The sequence below is a fragment of the Acidobacteriota bacterium genome (genome assembly GCA_029861955.1).
In the GTDB taxonomy this organism is placed as follows: Bacteria; Acidobacteriota; Polarisedimenticolia; order Polarisedimenticolales; family Polarisedimenticolaceae; genus JAOTYK01.
This window is the reverse complement of sequence record JAOTYK010000016.1, coordinates 1-18741: the sequence shown is the minus strand read 5'-3', so window position 1 is coordinate 18741 and position 18741 is coordinate 1. Positions and strand designations below refer to the sequence as shown.

The following is an 18741-nucleotide window of genomic DNA, read 5'->3' as shown; positions in this document are numbered from 1 at the left end:
GACACGGCGATGAACGCAACCGCTGGGAATAACCGACGCCAAAAAGAAAAGGGGCCCCCACAGCGTGAGGGCCCCCTCAAACCAAATCGGAACGATCAGTCGAACTGGAAGCGAGCTGCGACGATGACCTCGTCAAAATCGATCGAGTCGCGGCCGTCCGTCGTGGTGCCGTCAAAACCGAAAATGATTCGGTCGTAACGCATCTGAACACCGGCACGCAGACGCGTGGAACCCTCATCCCACGTGTCTCGGTTGGTGATCGTCTGGTTGTTGGCCGGCGTCACCACGTCGATGTCGACCACACGGAAGGTATTTTCTTCCTCGTAGAACTCGTAAGACCCGCCGACGACCAGCGCCCAGTGCGGGGTGAAGTCATACAGGAACGCGACGTTGAAGTCGTAATTCATCGACTCGAACTCGACGTTCTCGTCGTACTGCCGTGCATAACGCGAACTTCTTCATGTATCCCCCAGTGGCAAAGACCAATTTGGCCCGCCGTGTGGCAATAACGCCCTGTTAGATGGAATCTCTTGGGTTCCCAGGCTCGCTTCAAGAGTCGAATCGCGGCGATTCTAGCGTGATTGATCCAGGCACCGTCAAACGCTTTGTATGGGGAATTCGAGGATTTCGGCGCAGGCGTGCTTTTCTGGTCAATACGACCCTATGATTGCCGTGAGGTGACCGGATGCGGGAAGACAGACGGCGGATTCCCGTAGGGTTGACCCTTCTCTGCCTGGCCCTTGGAACCCCCCTCCTGGCCGACGAATCCGCCTGGACCCCGCCTGAAACCCCGGAAAACCCACTCAAGAGCACGGAGTTGGGTCAGGGCTCGTATCCCGACCCCTCCTCCGGCACCGATCGCAAATACTGGCGCCGAAACCTGTTCAAGCGCGTGGGCTCGGACCAGAAGTTCCTCATCACGACTTGGTGGCCGGCGGAATTCCGGCGGATCGGGTTCACGGTGCCGTTGGCGGCGTCGGTGATCGGGGCCACCCAGGGGGGGCAGGGCTCCAGCTCCGCCGACCATCAGCTCTCGTCCGGATTCGGTCATTGGGGTTCCGGGGAACAGAAGGGTGCCCACGAATTTTTGACCCAGATCGGCGATCGGCGGGCGGTCGCGGCCCTGATCGGCAGCAGCTATCTCATCTCTCGCTGGGCCGGCAATGAGCGCATCGAGCGCACCGCCAGCCTGACCGGTGAGGCGCTGATCAACACGACGATCTACGTCGGAGTGCTCAAGCGGGTGTCAAAGCGTGCGCGTCCCAACGACCATGGCGGCGGGGAGTTCTTCATCTCGAGTCCCATGGAACACGAGGAGACCGACTCCTTTCCGTCCGGCCATGCCGCCGGTGCCTTCGCGATGGCGGCGGTGATCGCCGGCGAGTTTCACGAGCGACGCTGGGTCTCCGTGGTCGCTTACAGCACAGCCACGTTGATCACCTTCTCGCGGGTCAGCCTGGAGCGGCACTACCCTTCGGATGTGATCGCCGGCGCGGTCCTGGGTCAGAGTATCGGCAAGATGGTGACGCATCGGTCTCGTGGACTCGATGACGAACCCGTTCCACTCTGGCGACGATTCCAGCCTGCCGTCGACCCTGGCACCGGCGACTTCGAGGTTCGTTACCAGCACAGCTGGTGATGGGCTATCGATCAGCCCCGCGAATGAACTGAAAACTCGGCTCTCGCCAGGACGTTACCTTCCACATCGCGAGCCTCGACGCTCCAGTCCCCGGTTCCCCAGAGCGTCTTTGAACTTCGCGTGCGCCAGCTAGCACTACCGAGTCCCAATTCGATCGTCTGCACCCATCCCCCACCGCGTAGCCAAACATGTCGAACCACTTCGCCTCGGGTGCCACCCTCGACACGGGTCGTAAACCACGCGACCTGCCCCTCCTCAAAATCGGTCGTCGTTTCGCGAACACGATGATTGCGGATACCGAGCCCGAGCCCGGTATCCGTCACGCTCAGATGGCTGTTCGGTAAGGGTGGAGGCGTCGGCTCCGACGCTTCGGGTTCAGGGTCGGAACTCTCAACGACTTCGGGAATCGACATCGCAGGCTGGGGGACGGGCAGCGCTTGCTGCACCGCGGGGCTCGGGGACTCATCCGCGGAGAGCAGCCGTATGACAACCCAGACGGCGACCACGCTCAGAACCACCGCGACCATCCACAGACCGCGCCGACGTGGGACAGCCACCGGCTCCGCCGCCGCCGTGGGGAGCGGCTGTTCGGGCTCTGTCACCATCGATTCTTCTTCGATCTCTGCGGCGGGTTCTTCGACGGGCTCTGCGGGCCGCTCGCGGGCTTCCCGAATCCGTCGATACCGTTCCTGGTCGTACTCGGCGATCAGGGGTTCCGGATCAAACCCCAGGATCTCGGCGTAGGCGCGGATGTAGAGCTTGCCGAACGCTCGTGGCCCCGGCAGGGACTCGAACTCGTTTCGTTCGAGGGCTTCCAGGTACTGAAGACCAATGCGGCTGGAGCGGGAGAGATCCTCGAGCGGCATGTTCCGTCGCTCTCGTTCCTGTCGCAGTTTTTGGCCGAAGTTATCCATCGGAACGGCACCAAAAACTCATTCTATCATTCGCTCTCGACGATCGAGATCAGGGGCAGGCGTTGTCGTTGGGTCGAAGCATACCCAGACTGTCCGTTCCGAGGTCGCCCTCGCTGGATCCCGATACGCCCGTCACCAGGAAGAAGACGCTCTGTCCCGACGGGATCGGATCGGCATCGACGATCGATTCCACATTCGTCAGGCAGAGTTTCGTGGCCAGTGGAACTCCCAGCGGGTCCTGGGTGTACGCTCCGCCGCCCCGCAAGACCGCGAGATCTCCGCGATAAAGATTCCAATCGGTGAATCCGATCTCAGGCTGCCACTGGACGGTCGTGGCATCCGGCAGAATGAGATGAATCGTCCCGTCGTCGAGATCGCAATGATCACCCTCGTCATCGAGGTCAGTGTCGGTTTGCGTAGGGTTGAAAATCGACGGGCAGCTATCGACGTCGCCGCAAAAACCATCGACATCGATATCGTTGCCGGCATCAGCGGGGCACGGGTCCTCGGCGTTGGGGATGCCGTCCCCATCGATATCCGGGGCGGCGACGCTCAGATCGAACGACCCGTAGTAGGTGAAATCGTTGGGCTGGACGACCTCGACGAAGTACGTGCCGTCAGCCGGGGCAACCCATTCGACGAACGACGACGCGTCCCCGGGCTCGCGGTCGTCGTTCGACGCCAGGGCGGGCCCGCCATCGTCCCTGACGGTGATCTTCGTGTCGGCCACGGACCAGAGATTGATTGTCTCGATGTGGTACGTCCGACCGCCGACCGCATCAAACCAGAACCAGTCAACATCTCGATCATCTTCACCGGATCCGTCGCCGTCGGGGTCGGTGAAGAACGTGGCGTGCGCCAGAGTCCCGTCGGGAATCACCGCCATGGCCGATGCACGTGTGTCGTTTGGCTCGAAGGAATCCTCGAAGTGCTCGATACCGACACCCTCGCCGAAGATCGTAATCATCTCCGTGAGATATCCGTTCTGCACTGGGGATTCGAACCACGCATCCCAGTAGTCCTCGGAGGTGATCCGCTTCCGACCGGGCAAGCCCTCGGTCATGGTCTCCCAATGCTCGACAAGATCGAGATCGAGCAGATCGATCGAAGTATCGTCCACACCTGGCGTGAAATCCAGATCCCCGGGACCGTCAAACACATCCCAGAGTGCGGTAAAGATACTGACCTCGCTCGTGTCCCCGTCACACTCGTACTCGGTCTCGGTTTCGAGATCGGCGTAGAGGGAAACATGCCCGGGTCCTGCCGCACCGGTAGTGCGGACGTAGATATTGGGCGTGGCGACACCGTGATGTTTCCTGGCTGCGCAACCGAAGAACGTCGCGTGCCCCTCCTCCCAGGATAATTTCGGGTTCTGGTCGCATTGGGCAAACCCGTGTGGCCCACCGGGGTTATCCGAGTCGGAGTAGTTGAACACGATGAAGTGGCCGTATTCGTGGAGGATCACCGTATCGTCATACGCACCGGTGTCGCGCACGTCAATCCGCGAAAAGGATGCCGTGGATGCAGGCTGCCCCCTGGACGCTTCCCAGACGATCCTGAGCGAATCCCCCGATCCCGGACGACTGCCGTCGAGGAAGGCAACGAAGTCGGTTCCCAACAGCCCGGCGTCCCAACAGTTGAACGGTTCCCCCCCCTGCCCGATCTCTGCAACCAGGGTGCCGATGTCGAGATCCGCATTCGGTAAGTGGGCGTTGACGGTCGGACTGACGATTGCGTACGGAACGAATGCCGCGTTCGTCACTTCGAGGTACAGGCCGGGAGTCCCTGCTCCACGTGCCAGCACGCGAATCTCGATGTCACGGGTCTGATTGTCCGAGACCAGTATCGAGAACGCTCCCACATCGTCGGTCGCTCCCGAGGCGAGGACGGTCAATGCGACGGCATCGATAATCTCGACATCCGCAGAGCGGATCGGTCGAAGGGGCTCCACCCCGGTGAAACCGGTCGGCCCGAATTCACGATCGCGGTACATCGCTGTTCCACTAACGGTCCAATCGGCAAGAGCCGGCAGACTGATCGCGACCAGCAAGACGCAGACGAGTATCAGGATTCGTCTTGAACAACGTCCCATGAAGTTATCTCGACCCCTCGGAGCGAAGGACCGTCGCGGGGTACTCGGCCGCACCCAGACGAATCGTCAAAGGGTCATCGTCTGCCTGGACCGCGAAGCCGATCGCGTCCCGCACCCGTCGACCGGAACCGTCCGTACCCTCAACGATGAACTCGAGGACTCCCCGATCGGCAGCGGTCAGGACCCATTCGAATTCAAACTCCGTCGTCACCGACGGATTGAGCTGGATGCCATCCCTCTTGAACCCCTGGCGCTGCGGAATCGGATCCACGTGACGAAACTCCGCTGAGTCCGGGCCCAGCGGCTGGAGTCGAGAGCCCGTCGGGGCCGAGACGCTGAGCGCACCATCGACCAGAGGAACGAGAGGGCGAATCTGCAGTCTGACGACGTCTTCTCGAACCCAGAGCACGTCGAACTGCAGATGCCCGCTCGGTTCGGCGGAATGGAGCAGCGCGACCGGCACGAAAGAGAGAAGGATCGACAACGACCACCCAATCCAATTGCGCGATCGTCGCCTCGACGTCTGCGACATGTCACCCCCGGAACGCAAGAATACCCGGGTCTAGTTGTACGGCGGCGAGAGGTCACGGACAAGCCGGATCTTCTCGGAAAATGGCTCTGGGCAGTGGAATTTGGCTCGATACGAAGATTTCATGGGTTTCTTGCCTACCTGGCCGATCGAAGAGTCACGTTGTCCTGCTTCTTGTTGTAGCCCTGCCGGAACGTCAGTTCGTACGAGAGGTCCGAATGCTCCCCCGCCGGGACGCTGGCCGAGAAGCGTGGGGTCCGGTAATCGTGGAGTACCGGCGACAAACTGCTTTCGAAGATCACGTGCCCGTCGAAGGATCGACGAATCTCCACATCGATCGGTTTGTCCCGGTAGTTGCGAATCCTGTCGATCCACCGCTGATGATCGTCCCAACCCGCAATCGTGTCTCGCATCTGGATCCGATGCCCCTCGCCCGGACTAACGTGGATGCTTGCGCCGTGTCGGTGGAACCAGAAATTGTCGCGAAAGCTCTTGAGACGGACCCGCTCGTGGACGACCTCAGGATCGGCTCCAAGATTCAACTCGATCTCCTGACCGATCGGAACGTAGCGCGAATTCTGCGCCGCAAGAAACGACAGCCCGTCACGACCGTTGTCCCGATAGACCCTGACGACACCATCGGGCAAGGGTGTCGTACCGAGGCCGCTGCTCTCGTCGTTCCTCAGGAGGAAGATTCGAGCAAGCATGTCGCCGTATTGCTGGACCCGGTAGCGGTAGTGAATGGCAAACGGCACCTCGCGCCCTTCGAACAGACGCATCCTCTTGGACCATGTGTGGGGAACGCTCTCGACGCCCGGGATCGTGAAGATGAAATATTCCGAGAGTCCTTCCTTGACGATGTCCTTGGGCGCCATCGATTCCGCGACGACCATGCTCTTTGCCGCAGCATCCATCATCTCTCTACGTGCAACGGCCGGCATCTGTTGAAGCCGTTTCTTGCCCTCGCGATAGTCGTCGGCGTCCCGCTCCGACAGGATGCCTCGCTCGGCAAGGTGAGTCACCTTCTCGACAAGATTGATTGTCCCCACCACTAGACGGATCTGTGCTCCGGCGTAGTCTTCACCGGAGTTGTTGGTGATCTTCACGTAGCCGTCGAGGCTCATTCGCGTCTCTTCCGTGTCGCTTACGCAGCGGTAGTCGGCAGACCACGTAATTCCCGACGTGAAGTACGTGATCTCGACGACGGCATCGATGTCGACTGCGCTCTGGACGTTCCAGTAGAGGGTTTGCGGCCGGTCGTGAGGAAACGTGGTGTCCATCAGATCCAGGTCTCCGGACTGTGTCCGAAAGCGGATATCGACACTGGTCGGATCGATGAGCGTCCCGGCCCAGGAGAACTGTAGTGGATTCATGCCCTGCTTGAACGTGACCACTCGCGTTTCCCGGACGAGAGTCAGGTCTTCCGAGTTGTAGATTGTCAGTTGAACGGAGTCTCGGCCCGGCACCGTACTCAGGTCGACGTTTTTTCCGTGAGCAAGAGCGATTGCGATCATCGAAGCCACAAGAACCGTCATCATCTTCTTCATCATGGGATCCACTCCTACCATTCGTTCTTGATGCGTAACTGAAACGCGAACGACTTCTTGCCTTCGCCCTGATCTCCCGACGCGGGGGGAACGGTAACCTGTGCAACCACCGATTCTGCCGTCGTGCGGCTGTCGTCGATCAGGCTGTTGAGCGACTTCTTCCCGACGATCTCCCACTCGACATCACGCCCCGAGTGCCCGAGAATCTCCTGCCGCAGCGCGTTCATCGATTCAACGATGTCCAGCGTTGCCTGACTGTCCTTGAAGTTCTCGATCTCGTACTTGACGACAACGTCATAGTCTCGGAGGTTGCCGTCGCGTCGGATTTCGTCCCTTCGATCGATTGTCCGTTTCACGACGATGTCTCGTGTCACGCCGAGGAACAGCTTCAGCTCGTCATCGCGCGGCGTGAACGCCGCCCAGTCCTCTCCGAGGAACGCCGCCCCGCCATGTCCATCCAGCTGAAAGATTCGGGCTTTGCCGAATTGGAGGGGAAACTCGCCGAGGCCATTGGCGTCGTCGTTCACCAACACGTAGTGCATCGGAATGGTCAGTTGCTTCGTTGCCGAATCCTGATACCCATGGCGGGCAAAATCGGCGGTGTAGGTCTTTCGAATCGGAACGCCCTCAAAGCGAGACGTAAGGATCTTGCGAGTTTCGTTCACCCCGATGGGCCGCTCGATACGGGCACCGAATCCGGGCCACATCCCGGCAATTCCAAATTCCTCGTTGGCGGCGTTATGTAACAGCACGTACTGACGGAGAGACAATGTCGACTCGTCCTCGGATGCCTCCGCACGGTAGGCGAAGGTCTTATCCAGGCGACCGATCAGATAGCTGATACGGACCCGAGCCGGCCCCGCGCTTCGTGCTGCGACCTGCCAGACCAACTCGCTCTGTCCCGGTGGGTAGGAGACCGAGATCACCTCGACGTCTCCGGGGGCCTCCAGCGGACGCAGCTGGATACTGCTGCGATCGATGCTCGTGTTGGCCCAGGCGAAGACGACCTCGTTCAACCCCGCGGTGAGCGGAACCCGGCGTTCCTCCTCCACGAGGGTGACCTGCCCATGATCCAACTGGATCTCGACGCGATCCCGGGGCGGGAGTGTGATCAGCTTGATGCCGGCGATGAGAGGTAGCGATGGTGCCAGCGTGACGATGAGCGTGCCTAGCAGGTGTTTCTTCCATTTCCCTGGGAACATCCCGTTCTCCTTTGTGGTCTTTCCTGTCTGCCCCCCTAGACACCGCCACCGCAGCAAAGTTCCCGCGAATCTTCAGGCCCCTGAATCAGTGGGTTCGACGTCCTTGCTTCCCGCCACCGGGCCCGATTATCATCCGGTGCCGAAATCGAAGTGCCTGCTCGCGGGCACGCTCGTCACCAGGAACAGAGGGAGAGACGGTGGGTACCACGCAACTGCTGGCAGATGGCGGCCACCCCGAGGGGATTGCGGCGGGTCGACGTGACGACCGTTGGTGGCTTGGCGTGGTCACAACCGCCATCATCTTGACCCTCTTCGTTATCTACTCGACCTGGGCTGCCTTTCAGGGCAACCACTACTACGCCGCACCCTACCTGAGCCCTTTCTACTCTCCGGTGCTCTTCACGGAGACCTCCATGCCGGGGTCGGCGCCCCTCTTCCACTCCGCGTTTGGTGCCTGGCCCGAATGGTGGCCCGATTTTCTGCCGACCTCTCCGGCGTTCTTCATCCTCGCGTTTCCGGGTCTCTTCCGATTCACGTGCTACTACTACCGAAAGGCCTACTACCGCTCTTTCACCGGCTCCCCGCCCGGCTGCGCGCTGGTGCCGGCGGCCAAGAAGATGCGCAAGTACCACGGCGAAACCCGATTACTCATCCTGAATAATCTCCATCGCTACGCACTCTACGGCGCCTTACTCTTTCTTCCGATCCTCTGGGCGGATGTCGTTGCATCGTTCGTTCGCAACGGGGAAATCGGCGTCGGTGTCGGTTCTGGGGTCCTCTTCATGAACGCCACACTTCTGAGCGGCTACACGTTTGGGTGCCACTCATTCCGCCACCTGATCGCCGGCCAGAAGGATTGCATGTCGTGCGGCAAGCAGACATTGCGCTTCCGTATGTGGAAGGGATCGACGTGGCTCAACGTGTTCCATGCGCGCTTCGCATGGCTCAGCCTGTTCTGGGTCGCGTTCAGCGACATCTACGTCCGACTCGTCTCGATGGGCACCATCCGAGACTTCAACACGTGGGGCTGATGTCGTGGATGTAAGAGAGATCCAGACCATCGAACACGACGTCGTCGTCGTGGGTGCCGGTGGCGCCGGGCTCCGGGCAGCCATCGAATGCAGCGCAAAGGGCCTCGACACGGGGCTCATATCCAAGAGCCTGCTGGGGAAGGCGCACACGGTCATGGCCGAGGGCGGGATGGCCGCCGCCATGGGAAACGTCGATCCCCGTGATGATTGGAAGATTCATTTCCGCGACACGATGCGGGGCGGGAAGTTCCTCAACGTCTGGCGGATGGCCGAGATTCACGCCAGGGAGGCGCCCGACCGAGTCCGCGAACTCGAGGAATGGGGTGCGGTGTTCGACCGCACCCGTGACGGACTCATCAATCAGCGCAACTTCGGAGGGCATCGCTACCCTCGTCTGGCCCACGTCGGAGACCGTACCGGCCTGGAGTTGATTCGTTCGCTCCAGGACCACGGAATCCATCAGGGCATCGTGGCTCACATGGAGTGCACGGCGCTTCAGCTCCTCAAGGACGGAGATCGCATTGCAGGCATCGCGGCGTACTGGCGCGAAACGGGACGCCTGGTCCTGTTCCGATGCAAGGCGGTCATCCTCGCGACCGGCGGCGCCGGGAAAGCGTGGGGCGTTACCAGCAATTCCTGGGAGTACACCGGCGATGGTCTTGCGGTCGCCCTCGAGGCCGGTGCCGAGGCGATGGATCTGGAATTCACCCAGTTCCATCCGACCGGCATGGTGTGGCCTCTCTCGGTTCGGGGAATCCTCGTTACGGAGGGTGTACGTGGCGACGGCGGCGTATTGCTGAACTCCAAGGGCGAACGCTTCATGTTCGATTACGTCCCGGAGAAATTCGCGTCGGAGACCGCCGATACCGTCGAAGAGGCCGATCGATGGCTGAACGGCGACGGGTCGGCCCGTCGCCCCCCGGAACTTCTGACTCGCGACGTCGTCGCCCGCGCGATCACGGCGGAGGTCAAGGCCGGTAGAGGGTCTCCCCATGGCGGAGTCTTCCTCGACATCGCGTCGCGGAGACCTGCCGACATCATCCGACGCAAGCTCCCATCGATGTACCACCAGTTCAAGGAGTTGGCGGAGGTAGACATAACCAAGGAGCCGATGGAGGTCGGGCCAACCCTGCATTACTTCATGGGCGGAATTCGGGTCGATGCGGAGAGCCAGCAAACGAGAGTCCCGGGCCTGTTTGCCTGCGGCGAGTGCGCAGCCGGACTTCACGGGGCCAACCGTCTCGGCGGAAACTCGTTGTCGGACCTGATCGTGTTCGGATCGCGTGCCGGCGCCGGCGCCGCAGACTACATTCAAGGACTTGCGCAGACTCCGTTGGCCGACGATGCACAGATCGTGGCCGCATTTCGCCGTGCAACGGCACCCCTCAATCGTGAGTCCGGCGAGAACCCCTACCTCCTTCAAGAGGAGCTGCAGGAGATCATGGGGAGTCACGTGGGGATCGTGCGAACACACGATGAGCTCGAGAACGGCATCGAGAAACTCTCCGCGCTTTCAGAACGAGGCAAGAACGTTCGCTCCCCGGGATCCAGTCAGTACAACCCGGGCTGGCATCAGGCTCTCTCGATCCGTTCACTGCTCCTGGTCTCCCAGGCCGTCGCACGGGCCGCTCACGTGCGGCAGGAGAGTCGTGGCGCCCACACGCGTCTGGACTTCGAAGGTGAGCGCGACGACTGGCAGAACGTCAACATCGTGGCTCGTCTCGGCGACAACGATCAGCTTGAGGTGGAGAAGATCCAGCGCCCCGCGCCACCGGAGGAACTGGCGGCGATCGCGTATGCCGACATCGAAGACCTCGATCGCCGGGTCGCAGAGGAGCGGAAGAGCGATGGCTGAAAACCGTACGTTCCATGTTTGGCGGGGTGACGCTCAGCAGGGTGAGTTCAAGACCTACGAGGTCGAGGTTGACCCCGGAATGGTCGTCCTGGATGTCATCCACCGGATCCAGACCCACCAGGCGCAAGATCTGGCGGTCCGCTGGAACTGCAAGGCGGGCAAATGTGGATCCTGCAGCGTCGAGATCAACGGCAAGCCACGCCTGGCCTGCATGACGCGGATGAACAGTTTCGGACCCGAGCAGTCGATCACAGTTCAGCCCCTCAAGACCTTCCCGATCGTCCGCGACCTGGTGACGGATGTCTCCTGGAACTACGAACAGAATCGTCGCATTCGCCCGTTCAAGCCGGCGCCGAAGGATAGCGACGGTCAGCGTCGGATGTACCAGGAAGATGTCGATCGCGTGCAAGAATTCCGCAAGTGCATCGAGTGCTACCTCTGCCAGGATGTCTGCCACGTTCTCAGGGACCGCGACGGAAAGGACGCGTTCGTCGGGCCGCGATTCATGATTCGCCTCGCCGGCCTCGAGATGCACCCGCTCGACGTGGACGATCGCATACCCGAGATCAAGAAGGAATTTGGTTCAGGACTCTGCAACATTACCCGCTGCTGCACGGAAATGTGCCCGGAACACATCAACATCACCGACAATGGGATCATCCCGTTGAAGGAACGGGTTGTTGATCGGTACTACGACCCGCTGCGGGTCATCGCGTCCAAACTGTTCGGCAAGAAATTCGGCGGTGGCGAGACGAGTTAATGAGGTGGCGAGATGTCGGTCGTCGAGACGTTTAATCTGAAACCCATTTCGCGAGAAGCCGTCGCCGAAGCGCTCAAGAAGGCCGAGCGATACCGACTTCTCAACGAACCCACTCAGGCGGAGAGCATCTGTCGCGACGTCCTTCGAGTCGATCCTGACAATCAACAGGCCCTTGTCCAGATTGTCCTGACCTTGACCGACCGCTTTGGGCGTGACGCCGCCGGTGTTCGAAACGCCCGCGAATACGCCGGAAAACTGCAGGACGACTATGCCCGAACCTACTACTCGGCGCTGATCAGCGAGCGGCACGCACGCGCCCTGCTTGCAAAGGGCATGTCCAGTTCGTTCGCGTACGACGGTCTGCGCGAGGCGATGGACGGCTACGAAGCTGCGGAGACGCTTCGGCCGGCCGGTCACGACGACGCGATCCTGAGATGGAATAGCTGCGTACGAACGATCCGGCGAGCAAACCTGAGACCGCGGGATGAAGATGACGAGTTACCGCTCGAGTAATTCGGCGGCGACGGAGCTATCGTCCCGGCAGCGGGCGCTGAACGCACGGGCACCCGACAAGCACGACGACCAAGAAACTGGGGGGGCCGCCGACCCGGAGGCGAGTCGTCGAGAACCCGCGCGCCACCGCTCCCGTATCATTTAGATCCGATATCAAGCGAGGGGTGGAAAACCGGTCGGTTTTGCGGTACGTGTATGGGACCGACGGGTATAAGGGCACACGTCACTGGGGGGACAGCGTGATGAAGCGTCAATGGATCGCGACGGGATGGGTCCTGCTCGCGCTGCTGGGCAGCGTCGTAGGTGGCACCCCACCCGCTCAGCAAACCACGGAGCCGAGCGTCGCGAGAGAGTGGAACGAGATTCTGCTGGACTCCATTCGGATCGACATTCCGAAGCCGACGGTCCACTCGCGAAACCTGTTTCATGTATCGATCGCGATGTGGGATGCCTGGGCGGTCTACGATCCGACGGCCCATGGTGTGTTGGTGACCGACAAGATTCTTCTAAACGATCCAACCTCCGCTCGCGAAGAAGCGATCAGCTTCGCAGCGTATCGGGTCCTCAAACATCGCTACCGGTTCGGACCCGGCGAGGCGACCTCCCAGGCCGCTTTCGATCAGTTGATGGACACCCTGGGCTACGATCGGTCAAACACCTCGACCGACGGAGACTCCCCGGCGGCGATCGGCAATCGAATCGGTCAGACGATCATCGACTACGGACTGACCGACGGGGCCAACGAGGGCCCCATGTTGGACTACGCGGACGACACCGGCTATTTCCCCCGCAATCGATCACTGGTATTCGAGCTCCCCGGCGCGTTGATGTTCCAACCGAACTACTGGCAGCCGCTGGCGTTTGAACACTTCATCTTTCAGAACGGCATCGTCGTCGGTGCTGCCGTCCAGGAGTTCCTGGGACCCAACTGGGGCAAGGTCGCGCCGTTTGCGCTGCGCCCCGAAGATCAGGCGTTCCCGTGGGTCTACCTGGATCCCGGTGCCCCGCCAATGCTGGGGACCGCGACCGATGGTGCGTTCAAGACCAACGCCGTCGATCTGATCCGACTCCAGAGCTACCTCGATCCGATCGACGCCGTCATGATGGATATCTCCCCCGGCGCGATCCACAACAACGCGCTGGGCACCCACGACGGAACGGGGCGTCCGTTGAACCCCCATACCGGCCAACCCTACGCACCCAATCTGGTCAGGCGTGGCGACTACGGTCGCGTGCTCGCCGAGTTCTGGGCCGACGGGCCGGACTCCGAGACACCTCCCGGACACTGGAATACGCTGCTGAACTACGTGACCGACCACCCACAGTTCGAACGACGACTGCGAGGCGAGGGGCCGCTGCTGGATGCCCTCGAGTGGGATGTGAAGGCATACCTCGCCATGAACGGTGCCGTCCATGACGCCGCGGTCGCCGCCTGGGGCTGCAAGGGGTACTACGACTACTCGCGGCCGATCTCCCATATTCGCCACATGGCGGAACAGGGTCAGTCTTCCGATCCCATGGGCCCGTCCTACCACCCCGACGGCCTGCCGCTCGAGCCGGGCCTGATCGAGGTCATCACCGCGGCAACAACGATGGCCGGCGAGCGTCACGAACATCTAGCAGGCTACGAGGGCGAGATCGCCATCCGAGCCTGGCTCGGCATTCCGGACGACCCGGAGAACGAAATCGGGGGCGTCGGCTGGATCCGCGCGCTCCTGTGGCTGCCCTACCAACGGGACACCTTCGTCACACCGCCGTTCGCCGGCTACGTCTCCGGACACAGCACGTTCAGCCGTGCCGCAGCCGAAGTCATGGCCGGGCTGACCGGGGACATCTTCTTCCCGGGTGGCATGGGTACGTTCACGGCTCACCAGAACGAGTACCTGGAGTTCGAGGACGGCCCCAGCGAGACCGTCCAACTGCAGTGGGCGACCTACTACGATGCCGCCGACGAGGCCGGTATCTCCCGACTGTGGGGTGGGATCCACCCCATCGCCGACGACCTGCCCGGACGGGTGATGGGCTCCTACATCGGCATGGGAGCCTGGGCCAAGGCGCAGGACTACTACGGCGACGGCAAGGTCACGATGTGCCATGTCCCACGAGGCAACCCGTCCAACCAGCACGACATCAACATCTCACCCAACGCGGTGCGGGCGCACATGCGTCACGGGGACGCCTTCGGTTCGTGTGACGGCGATGAAGAGGCCGACGCGTTCGAGCTGGATTCCCAGTTGGCCGTCAGCGGACGGTCGCGGGGTCGTCGGGGAAGCATCGCCCGAGGACTCCTCATCGATCGGCTCGGTCAGGAGACCGACCTGAATACCCGTTTCCGCATCGTGTCGGAGTTGGCGGGCAAGGTCGACGAGGGCCTGAACGACCTGTTAGTCGATCATCTGACCGCTATCGAAAAACGCGCCCATGCCGAGGGCATGGACGCGCTTGCGGAGCAATCGGCTCGACTCAGGGAGACCCTAGCCGGCACCCGGTGACGGGCTCTTCTGAATGACCTTCATCGCCGTGGCAATGGTCCCGGCGATATCGGCCGCGTTAGCCGACAGGATCATGGTGTTGCTCTCCTTGGCCAACTCGCCGAAGCGATCGATATAGCTCTCTGCGACCCGCAGCTGAACGGCCTCGTAGCCACCTGGCGCCTGGGTCGCCGCTGCGACTTTTCGCAGCCCTTCTGAGGTCGCCGTCGCGACCGCCAGGATAGCCTCGGCCTCGCCCTGGGCCTCGTTGATCTGTTTCTGCCGCGCGGCCTCCGACGCCTTGATGACTTGCTGTTTATCACCTTCGGCCGCGTTGATGACCGCGTCCCGCTCGCCTTCGGATCCCAGAACCACGGCGCGTTTCTCACGTTCGGCGCGCATCTGTTTTTCCATGGCGGCCAGCACGTCGTTAGGCGGAGTGATGTTCTTGATCTCGTAACGCAGCACCTTGATGCCCCACGGTTCCGACGCCTTGTCGACCTCTGCAACGACCTGGACGTTGATGTGGTTCCGTTCCTCGAATGTTCGGTCGAGATCGATCTTGCCGATCTCCGAACGGAGGGTGGTCTGCGCCAATTGGCTGATCGCGAATCGATAGTCCGTCACACCGTACGAGGCCCGCTGCGGGTCCATGACCTTCATGTACAACACGCCGTCAACGCCGACCTGCACGTTGTCCCGGGTAATACAGATCTGTTCTGCAATATCGACGGCACGCTCTTTCAAGGAGTGCTTGTAGCGAACGGCGTCGAAGAACGGCACCAGAATGTGAAAACCGGCCCGCAAACTACCCTGAAACTTACCCAAACGTTCGACGACATACGCATTTTGCTGGGGAACAACCAGAACGGCCTTTGCCAGAAAGACAATGACGACGATTGCGACTGCGACACCGATGATAATCCCTGGTTCCATGAGCTTCTCCTTAGCGTACGTACAGTTTGAGCCCGTCGACTCGCTCGACAGTGCACCGGTGGCCGGCGGCAAGAGCCTCGGTGCCGACGTTCTGGGCGGTCCACGATGCACCGCGTAACTCGACCTTGCCTTCGGCGCCGGGAATGATCTCTTCGGCGGTGACCGCCTCCTGGCCGACGATGGCGTCAATCGACGCCGAGTCTCCGGTGCTGGCGGCCATTCTCCGCAGTATCGGGCCGCGGAGGGTCAACGTCGAGACGATCGACATGACGGCGAAGATGACCGTCTGCAGCCAGAGTGGCCCGCCGATGTCCAACGCGACGAGGGTGCCGACGACGATTGCCGAGACGCCGAAGAACAGGAAGATGATTCCGCCGGGAATGGCGAGTTCGAAGGCAAGAAGGGCGATTCCCCCCACGATCCAGATCCACCAGGTCATATCGGGCTCCTCGATGAAGTGCCGCAACCAAGATGCGAGTTCTATATTGAAGCCATCACCTCGCCATTTCGTTGCCCTCCGGTGACTCCGGGGGCCCAAGTATCCGTAGATACCCGGCGACTGACGATCTATTCGGCCACAATGGAGATCAGGGCGAGACTAGGGTAGGCGTCAGGTCCGAGTCAAGGCCCATCCCCGCCGTCCGGCGACGCAGGAACTCGGAATAGCTGTGCTGGTGATCGATCACCTCATCGTCGGTGATCTCGATCACCCGATCTGCCAGTGATTCGATCAATTCGACGTCGTGGGATCCGAAGATCAGCGTCCCGTTCCGTTTAACCAGGGCGTTATTCAATGAAATGATCGACTCGAGGTCGAGATGATTGGTCGGGCCGTCGAGGATCATGCATTGCGGATCTTCCAACATCAGCCGGGCGATCATGCAACGCACCTTCTCACCGCCCGAAAGGACCCGTACCGATTTTCGCGATTCTTCGCCGGTGAACAGCATCCGGCCCAGGAACTGACGGATGAACTGCTCATCCTGCTCTTCGCTGAACTGTCGCAGCCAGTCGATCACGCTTCGGTCGATCTCGAACAGATCGTTGTAGTCCTTCGGCAAGTCCGAGCGTTGGACGGAGACTCCCCACTTCACCTCACCCTCATCGGGCTCTTGAGTGCCGGCGAGGGTCTCGAGGAATGTGGAGACGGCAACCGAGTTTCGGGAGACGACGACGACGCGTTCGCCCTTGGTAATCGTCAGGCTGACATCCTTGAACAGACAGGTCTCGCCGAGATGCTTCGAAACGTTGTCGAGGACGAGCATCTCCTTGCCGTGGACCTTCTTCGGGTCGAAGACGATGTGTGGGTATTTTCGCGAGGACGGCTTGAACGCTTCGAGGTTCAGTTGCCCCAGCATCTTCTTCCGGGCCGTCGCCTGACGGGACTTGGCGGCGTTGGCGCTGAACCGCGCGATGAACGCCTTCAGTTCCTTCGCCCGATCCTCGGCCTTCTCTCGCTTGGCGGAGCGATGACGGAGCGCCATCTCGCTGGCCTGACGCCAGAAGTCGTAGTTCCCGGTGTACAGCTGGACCTTCTGGAAATCGATGTCGGCCGTATGGGTACAGACCTTGTTAAGAAAGTGACGATCATGCGAGACAACGATCACGGTGTGCTTGAACGCCATCAAGAACTCTTCCAGCCACAGGATCGAGTCGACATCCAGATGGTTGGTCGGCTCGTCGAGGAGCAGGATGTCCGGTTCGCCGAAGACAGCCTGGGCCAGGAGCACACGAACCTTGTCGCCGTCGTCGAGATCGCGAACCAGGTTGCCGTGACGGGCTACCGGAATGCCGAGCCCACACAACAGCTCTCCTGCCTGCGCCTCCGCCTCCCAACCGTTGAGCTCCCCGAACTCGGCTTCCAGTTCCGCGGTGCGCATCCCGTCGGCCTCGTCGAAGTCCGGCTTGGCGTAGAGCGCGTCCTTCTCCTGCATCACCTCGTAGAGTCGTTTGTGACCCATCAGGACGGTGGTCAGGGCGTCGAAATCGTTGAACGCGAAGTGGTCCTGCTTGAGGACCGCCATCCGCAGGCCGGGAGGGATGATCACGGATCCCGCGTTGGAGTCGATCTCGCCGGACAGGATTTTCAGGAAGGTCGACTTGCCTGCACCATTGGGACCGATCAGTCCATAACAGTTCCCGTCGGTGAACTTCAGGCTCACATCCTCGAAGAGGACCCGTTTCCCATACTGCAGCGAGAGATCCTGTGTGGCGATCATCGTTCGGTACCCGTGTTAATGAGGGGGAAATGGAACTTGGCGAGACGCCAATGTAGCAGCCGTTATCCGGATCTGCCCGTCGTGTCGGCGGAACGCAGGCTTAACTCGGACGTTTCGGCGGAGAACCGATCGTAGCGACCGATGAGGATCTTGGTCAGTTCCCGGAACGAAATGAGCCGGTACCCCCGGGCTCGCAGTCGCTCGAATGCCGCAGAGTCGGGCCACCGGAAGTAGCCTCCCTCGTCCGGGCGCTGCGGGCGCGGAGTCAACTGCCCCGCCGCAAGCGCGGCGAGACAGTCCGGCAGTAGTGCGGACGCACACTTGATCGTCAAGAAGTAGTTCAGCTGGACCGACATCCCGGGGCGGTTGGGATAGCTCGCCCGTCCGAGGACTCCCCCTGCGTCGATCCGTTCGTCCTCGATGAGATGCATCGTGACGCCGGATCGGGATGCGCCTTCCGCGAGCGCCCAGAAGTACGGTTGGATCCCTCGGTAGTTCGGCAGGATCCCGGGGTGGATATTGACGACCCCAAGCGTCGGAAGCGAGATCAATGGCTCCTTCAGGATTTGATGACAGAGACTGACGATCACATCGGGGCGGAATTCGCTTGCGAACGCGAACGTGCCCTGGTCCATGATGTTTTCCGTGCGGTGGAATCGTAACCCCAGCACATGACATGTCTTGCGCAACCGACGAAAGACCGCGCCTCTGGCCAGCAACTTGGGCAACGCCGTGATCGCGAGGAGGGACCCGTACTCGGCGAGCTTTCCGAACGCAAATCGTCTGGAGAGTTGCGGGACGATCCGCTCGACCGATCGGCGCCGACCCTTCCCCTTCAAGACCAACGGGATCTTGACGACGGCGACCGCGTCTCCCGGCCGAGCTTTGACATACTCGGTCAAGAGCGAGTTGTGGAGCACGTAGTCGCTCAGAAGGAAGAGAACTCGCATCCTCGGAGCCTAACAGGAATCGGTCCCCCTACGGCACGCAAGCCTGCCCGGAACGCCCCGCTCCCAACGATCCGGATCCACAG

16 protein-coding genes are annotated in these 18741 nt (G+C 61.2%); 6 read left to right on the top strand and 10 right to left on the bottom strand.

Going from position 1 to position 18741, the window contains the following annotated elements:
- Window positions 1–95 precede the first annotated feature (95 nt).
- The gene (locus tag OES25_09675) at window positions 96–407 is read right to left on the bottom strand and encodes a hypothetical protein (GenBank protein MDH3627910.1); all 312 of its coding nucleotides are present in this window, start codon (window positions 405–407) and stop codon (window positions 96–98) included.
- Window positions 408–685: 278 nt separating this feature from the next.
- Here OES25_09675 and OES25_09670 point away from each other — a divergent pair, with 278 nt between their 5' ends.
- Complete coding sequence (locus tag OES25_09670) at window positions 686–1639, top strand: phosphatase PAP2 family protein (protein MDH3627909.1); 954 nt, start codon at window positions 686–688, stop codon at window positions 1637–1639.
- A gap of 11 nt (window positions 1640–1650) precedes the next feature.
- Here OES25_09670 and OES25_09665 read toward each other — a convergent pair whose 3' ends face one another.
- The 5 genes from OES25_09665 to OES25_09645 all read right to left on the bottom strand — a co-directional run bounded on the left by OES25_09665 (window position 1651) and on the right by OES25_09645 (window position 7923).
- Window positions 1651–2553, bottom strand: a complete 903-nt coding sequence (locus tag OES25_09665) for a DUF2914 domain-containing protein (GenBank protein ID MDH3627908.1) — start codon at window positions 2551–2553, stop codon at window positions 1651–1653.
- Window positions 2554–2602: 49 nt separating this feature from the next.
- Complete coding sequence (locus OES25_09660; protein ID MDH3627907.1) at window positions 2603–4645, bottom strand: PPC domain-containing protein; 2043 nt, start codon at window positions 4643–4645, stop codon at window positions 2603–2605.
- A 4-nt stretch (window positions 4646–4649) separates the two neighbouring features.
- The gene (locus OES25_09655) at window positions 4650–5129 is read right to left on the bottom strand and encodes a hypothetical protein (protein MDH3627906.1); all 480 of its coding nucleotides are present in this window, start codon (window positions 5127–5129) and stop codon (window positions 4650–4652) included.
- A 182-nt stretch (window positions 5130–5311) separates the two neighbouring features.
- Complete coding sequence (locus tag OES25_09650) at window positions 5312–6724, bottom strand: DUF4139 domain-containing protein (GenBank protein MDH3627905.1); 1413 nt, start codon at window positions 6722–6724, stop codon at window positions 5312–5314.
- A gap of 11 nt (window positions 6725–6735) precedes the next feature.
- Window positions 6736–7923 carry a DUF4139 domain-containing protein gene (locus OES25_09645; GenBank protein MDH3627904.1) on the bottom strand — a complete coding sequence of 396 codons (1188 nt, stop codon included), beginning with the start codon at window positions 7921–7923 and terminating at the stop codon, window positions 6736–6738.
- Window positions 7924–8120: 197 nt separating this feature from the next.
- Here OES25_09645 and OES25_09640 point away from each other — a divergent pair, with 197 nt between their 5' ends.
- The 5 genes from OES25_09640 (at window position 8121) to OES25_09620 (ending at window position 14574) form a co-directional block, all read left to right on the top strand.
- Entirely contained in the window at window positions 8121–8954 is an 834-nt protein-coding gene (locus OES25_09640; protein MDH3627903.1) for a succinate dehydrogenase, read from the top strand.
- 4 nt (window positions 8955–8958) lie between these two features.
- Window positions 8959–10809 (top strand): fumarate reductase/succinate dehydrogenase flavoprotein subunit, encoded by a 1851-nt coding sequence (locus OES25_09635; GenBank protein MDH3627902.1) that lies wholly within the window; start codon window positions 8959–8961, stop codon window positions 10807–10809.
- Window positions 10802–11569: a succinate dehydrogenase/fumarate reductase iron-sulfur subunit gene (locus OES25_09630; GenBank protein MDH3627901.1), complete on the top strand. Its 768-nt coding sequence runs from the start codon at window positions 10802–10804 to the stop codon at window positions 11567–11569. The genes OES25_09635 and OES25_09630 overlap by 8 nt, the downstream gene beginning before the upstream one ends.
- 12 nt (window positions 11570–11581) lie before the next feature.
- Window positions 11582–12082, top strand: a complete 501-nt coding sequence (locus tag OES25_09625) for a hypothetical protein (GenBank protein MDH3627900.1) — start codon at window positions 11582–11584, stop codon at window positions 12080–12082.
- A 239-nt stretch (window positions 12083–12321) separates the two neighbouring features.
- Window positions 12322–14574, top strand: a complete 2253-nt coding sequence (locus OES25_09620; GenBank protein ID MDH3627899.1) for a vanadium-dependent haloperoxidase — start codon at window positions 12322–12324, stop codon at window positions 14572–14574.
- Here the strand turns inward: OES25_09620 and OES25_09615 are convergent.
- From OES25_09615 to OES25_09600, 4 genes are all read right to left on the bottom strand, one after another.
- Window positions 14557–15489, bottom strand: a complete 933-nt coding sequence (locus OES25_09615) for a paraslipin (GenBank protein ID MDH3627898.1) — start codon at window positions 15487–15489, stop codon at window positions 14557–14559. The genes OES25_09620 and OES25_09615 overlap by 18 nt on opposite strands.
- Window positions 15490–15499: 10 nt before the next feature.
- Window positions 15500–15928, bottom strand: a complete 429-nt coding sequence (locus tag OES25_09610; protein ID MDH3627897.1) for an NfeD family protein — start codon at window positions 15926–15928, stop codon at window positions 15500–15502.
- Window positions 15929–16076: 148 nt separating this feature from the next.
- Window positions 16077–17708, bottom strand: a complete 1632-nt coding sequence (locus tag OES25_09605) for an ATP-binding cassette domain-containing protein (GenBank protein MDH3627896.1) — start codon at window positions 17706–17708, stop codon at window positions 16077–16079.
- A gap of 62 nt (window positions 17709–17770) precedes the next feature.
- Window positions 17771–18658, bottom strand: coding sequence for a formyltransferase family protein (locus tag OES25_09600; protein MDH3627895.1), 888 nt, complete (start codon window positions 18656–18658; stop codon window positions 17771–17773).
- Window positions 18659–18741 lie beyond the last annotated feature (83 nt).

Excerpts from the sequence above, each read along its gene's own strand:
- OES25_09675 (MDH3627910.1), bottom strand. The coding sequence starts at position 407 with ATGAATTACGACTTCAACGTCGCGTTCCTGTATGACTTCACCCCGCAC.
- OES25_09670 (MDH3627909.1), top strand. The coding sequence starts at position 686 with ATGCGGGAAGACAGACGGCGGATTCCCGTAGGGTTGACCCTTCTCTGC.
- OES25_09665 (MDH3627908.1), bottom strand. The coding sequence starts at position 2,553 with ATGGATAACTTCGGCCAAAAACTGCGACAGGAACGAGAGCGACGGAAC.
- OES25_09660 (MDH3627907.1), bottom strand. The coding sequence starts at position 4,645 with ATGGGACGTTGTTCAAGACGAATCCTGATACTCGTCTGCGTCTTGCTG.
- OES25_09650 (MDH3627905.1), bottom strand. The coding sequence starts at position 6,724 with ATGATGAAGAAGATGATGACGGTTCTTGTGGCTTCGATGATCGCAATC.
- OES25_09645 (MDH3627904.1), bottom strand. The coding sequence starts at position 7,923 with ATGTTCCCAGGGAAATGGAAGAAACACCTGCTAGGCACGCTCATCGTC.
- OES25_09630 (MDH3627901.1), top strand. The coding sequence starts at position 10,802 with ATGGCTGAAAACCGTACGTTCCATGTTTGGCGGGGTGACGCTCAGCAG.
- OES25_09625 (MDH3627900.1), top strand. The coding sequence starts at position 11,582 with ATGTCGGTCGTCGAGACGTTTAATCTGAAACCCATTTCGCGAGAAGCC.
- OES25_09615 (MDH3627898.1), bottom strand. The coding sequence starts at position 15,489 with ATGGAACCAGGGATTATCATCGGTGTCGCAGTCGCAATCGTCGTCATT.
- OES25_09610 (MDH3627897.1), bottom strand. The coding sequence starts at position 15,928 with ATGACCTGGTGGATCTGGATCGTGGGGGGAATCGCCCTTCTTGCCTTC.
- OES25_09605 (MDH3627896.1), bottom strand. The coding sequence starts at position 17,708 with ATGATCGCCACACAGGATCTCTCGCTGCAGTATGGGAAACGGGTCCTC.
- OES25_09600 (MDH3627895.1), bottom strand. The coding sequence starts at position 18,658 with ATGCGAGTTCTCTTCCTTCTGAGCGACTACGTGCTCCACAACTCGCTC.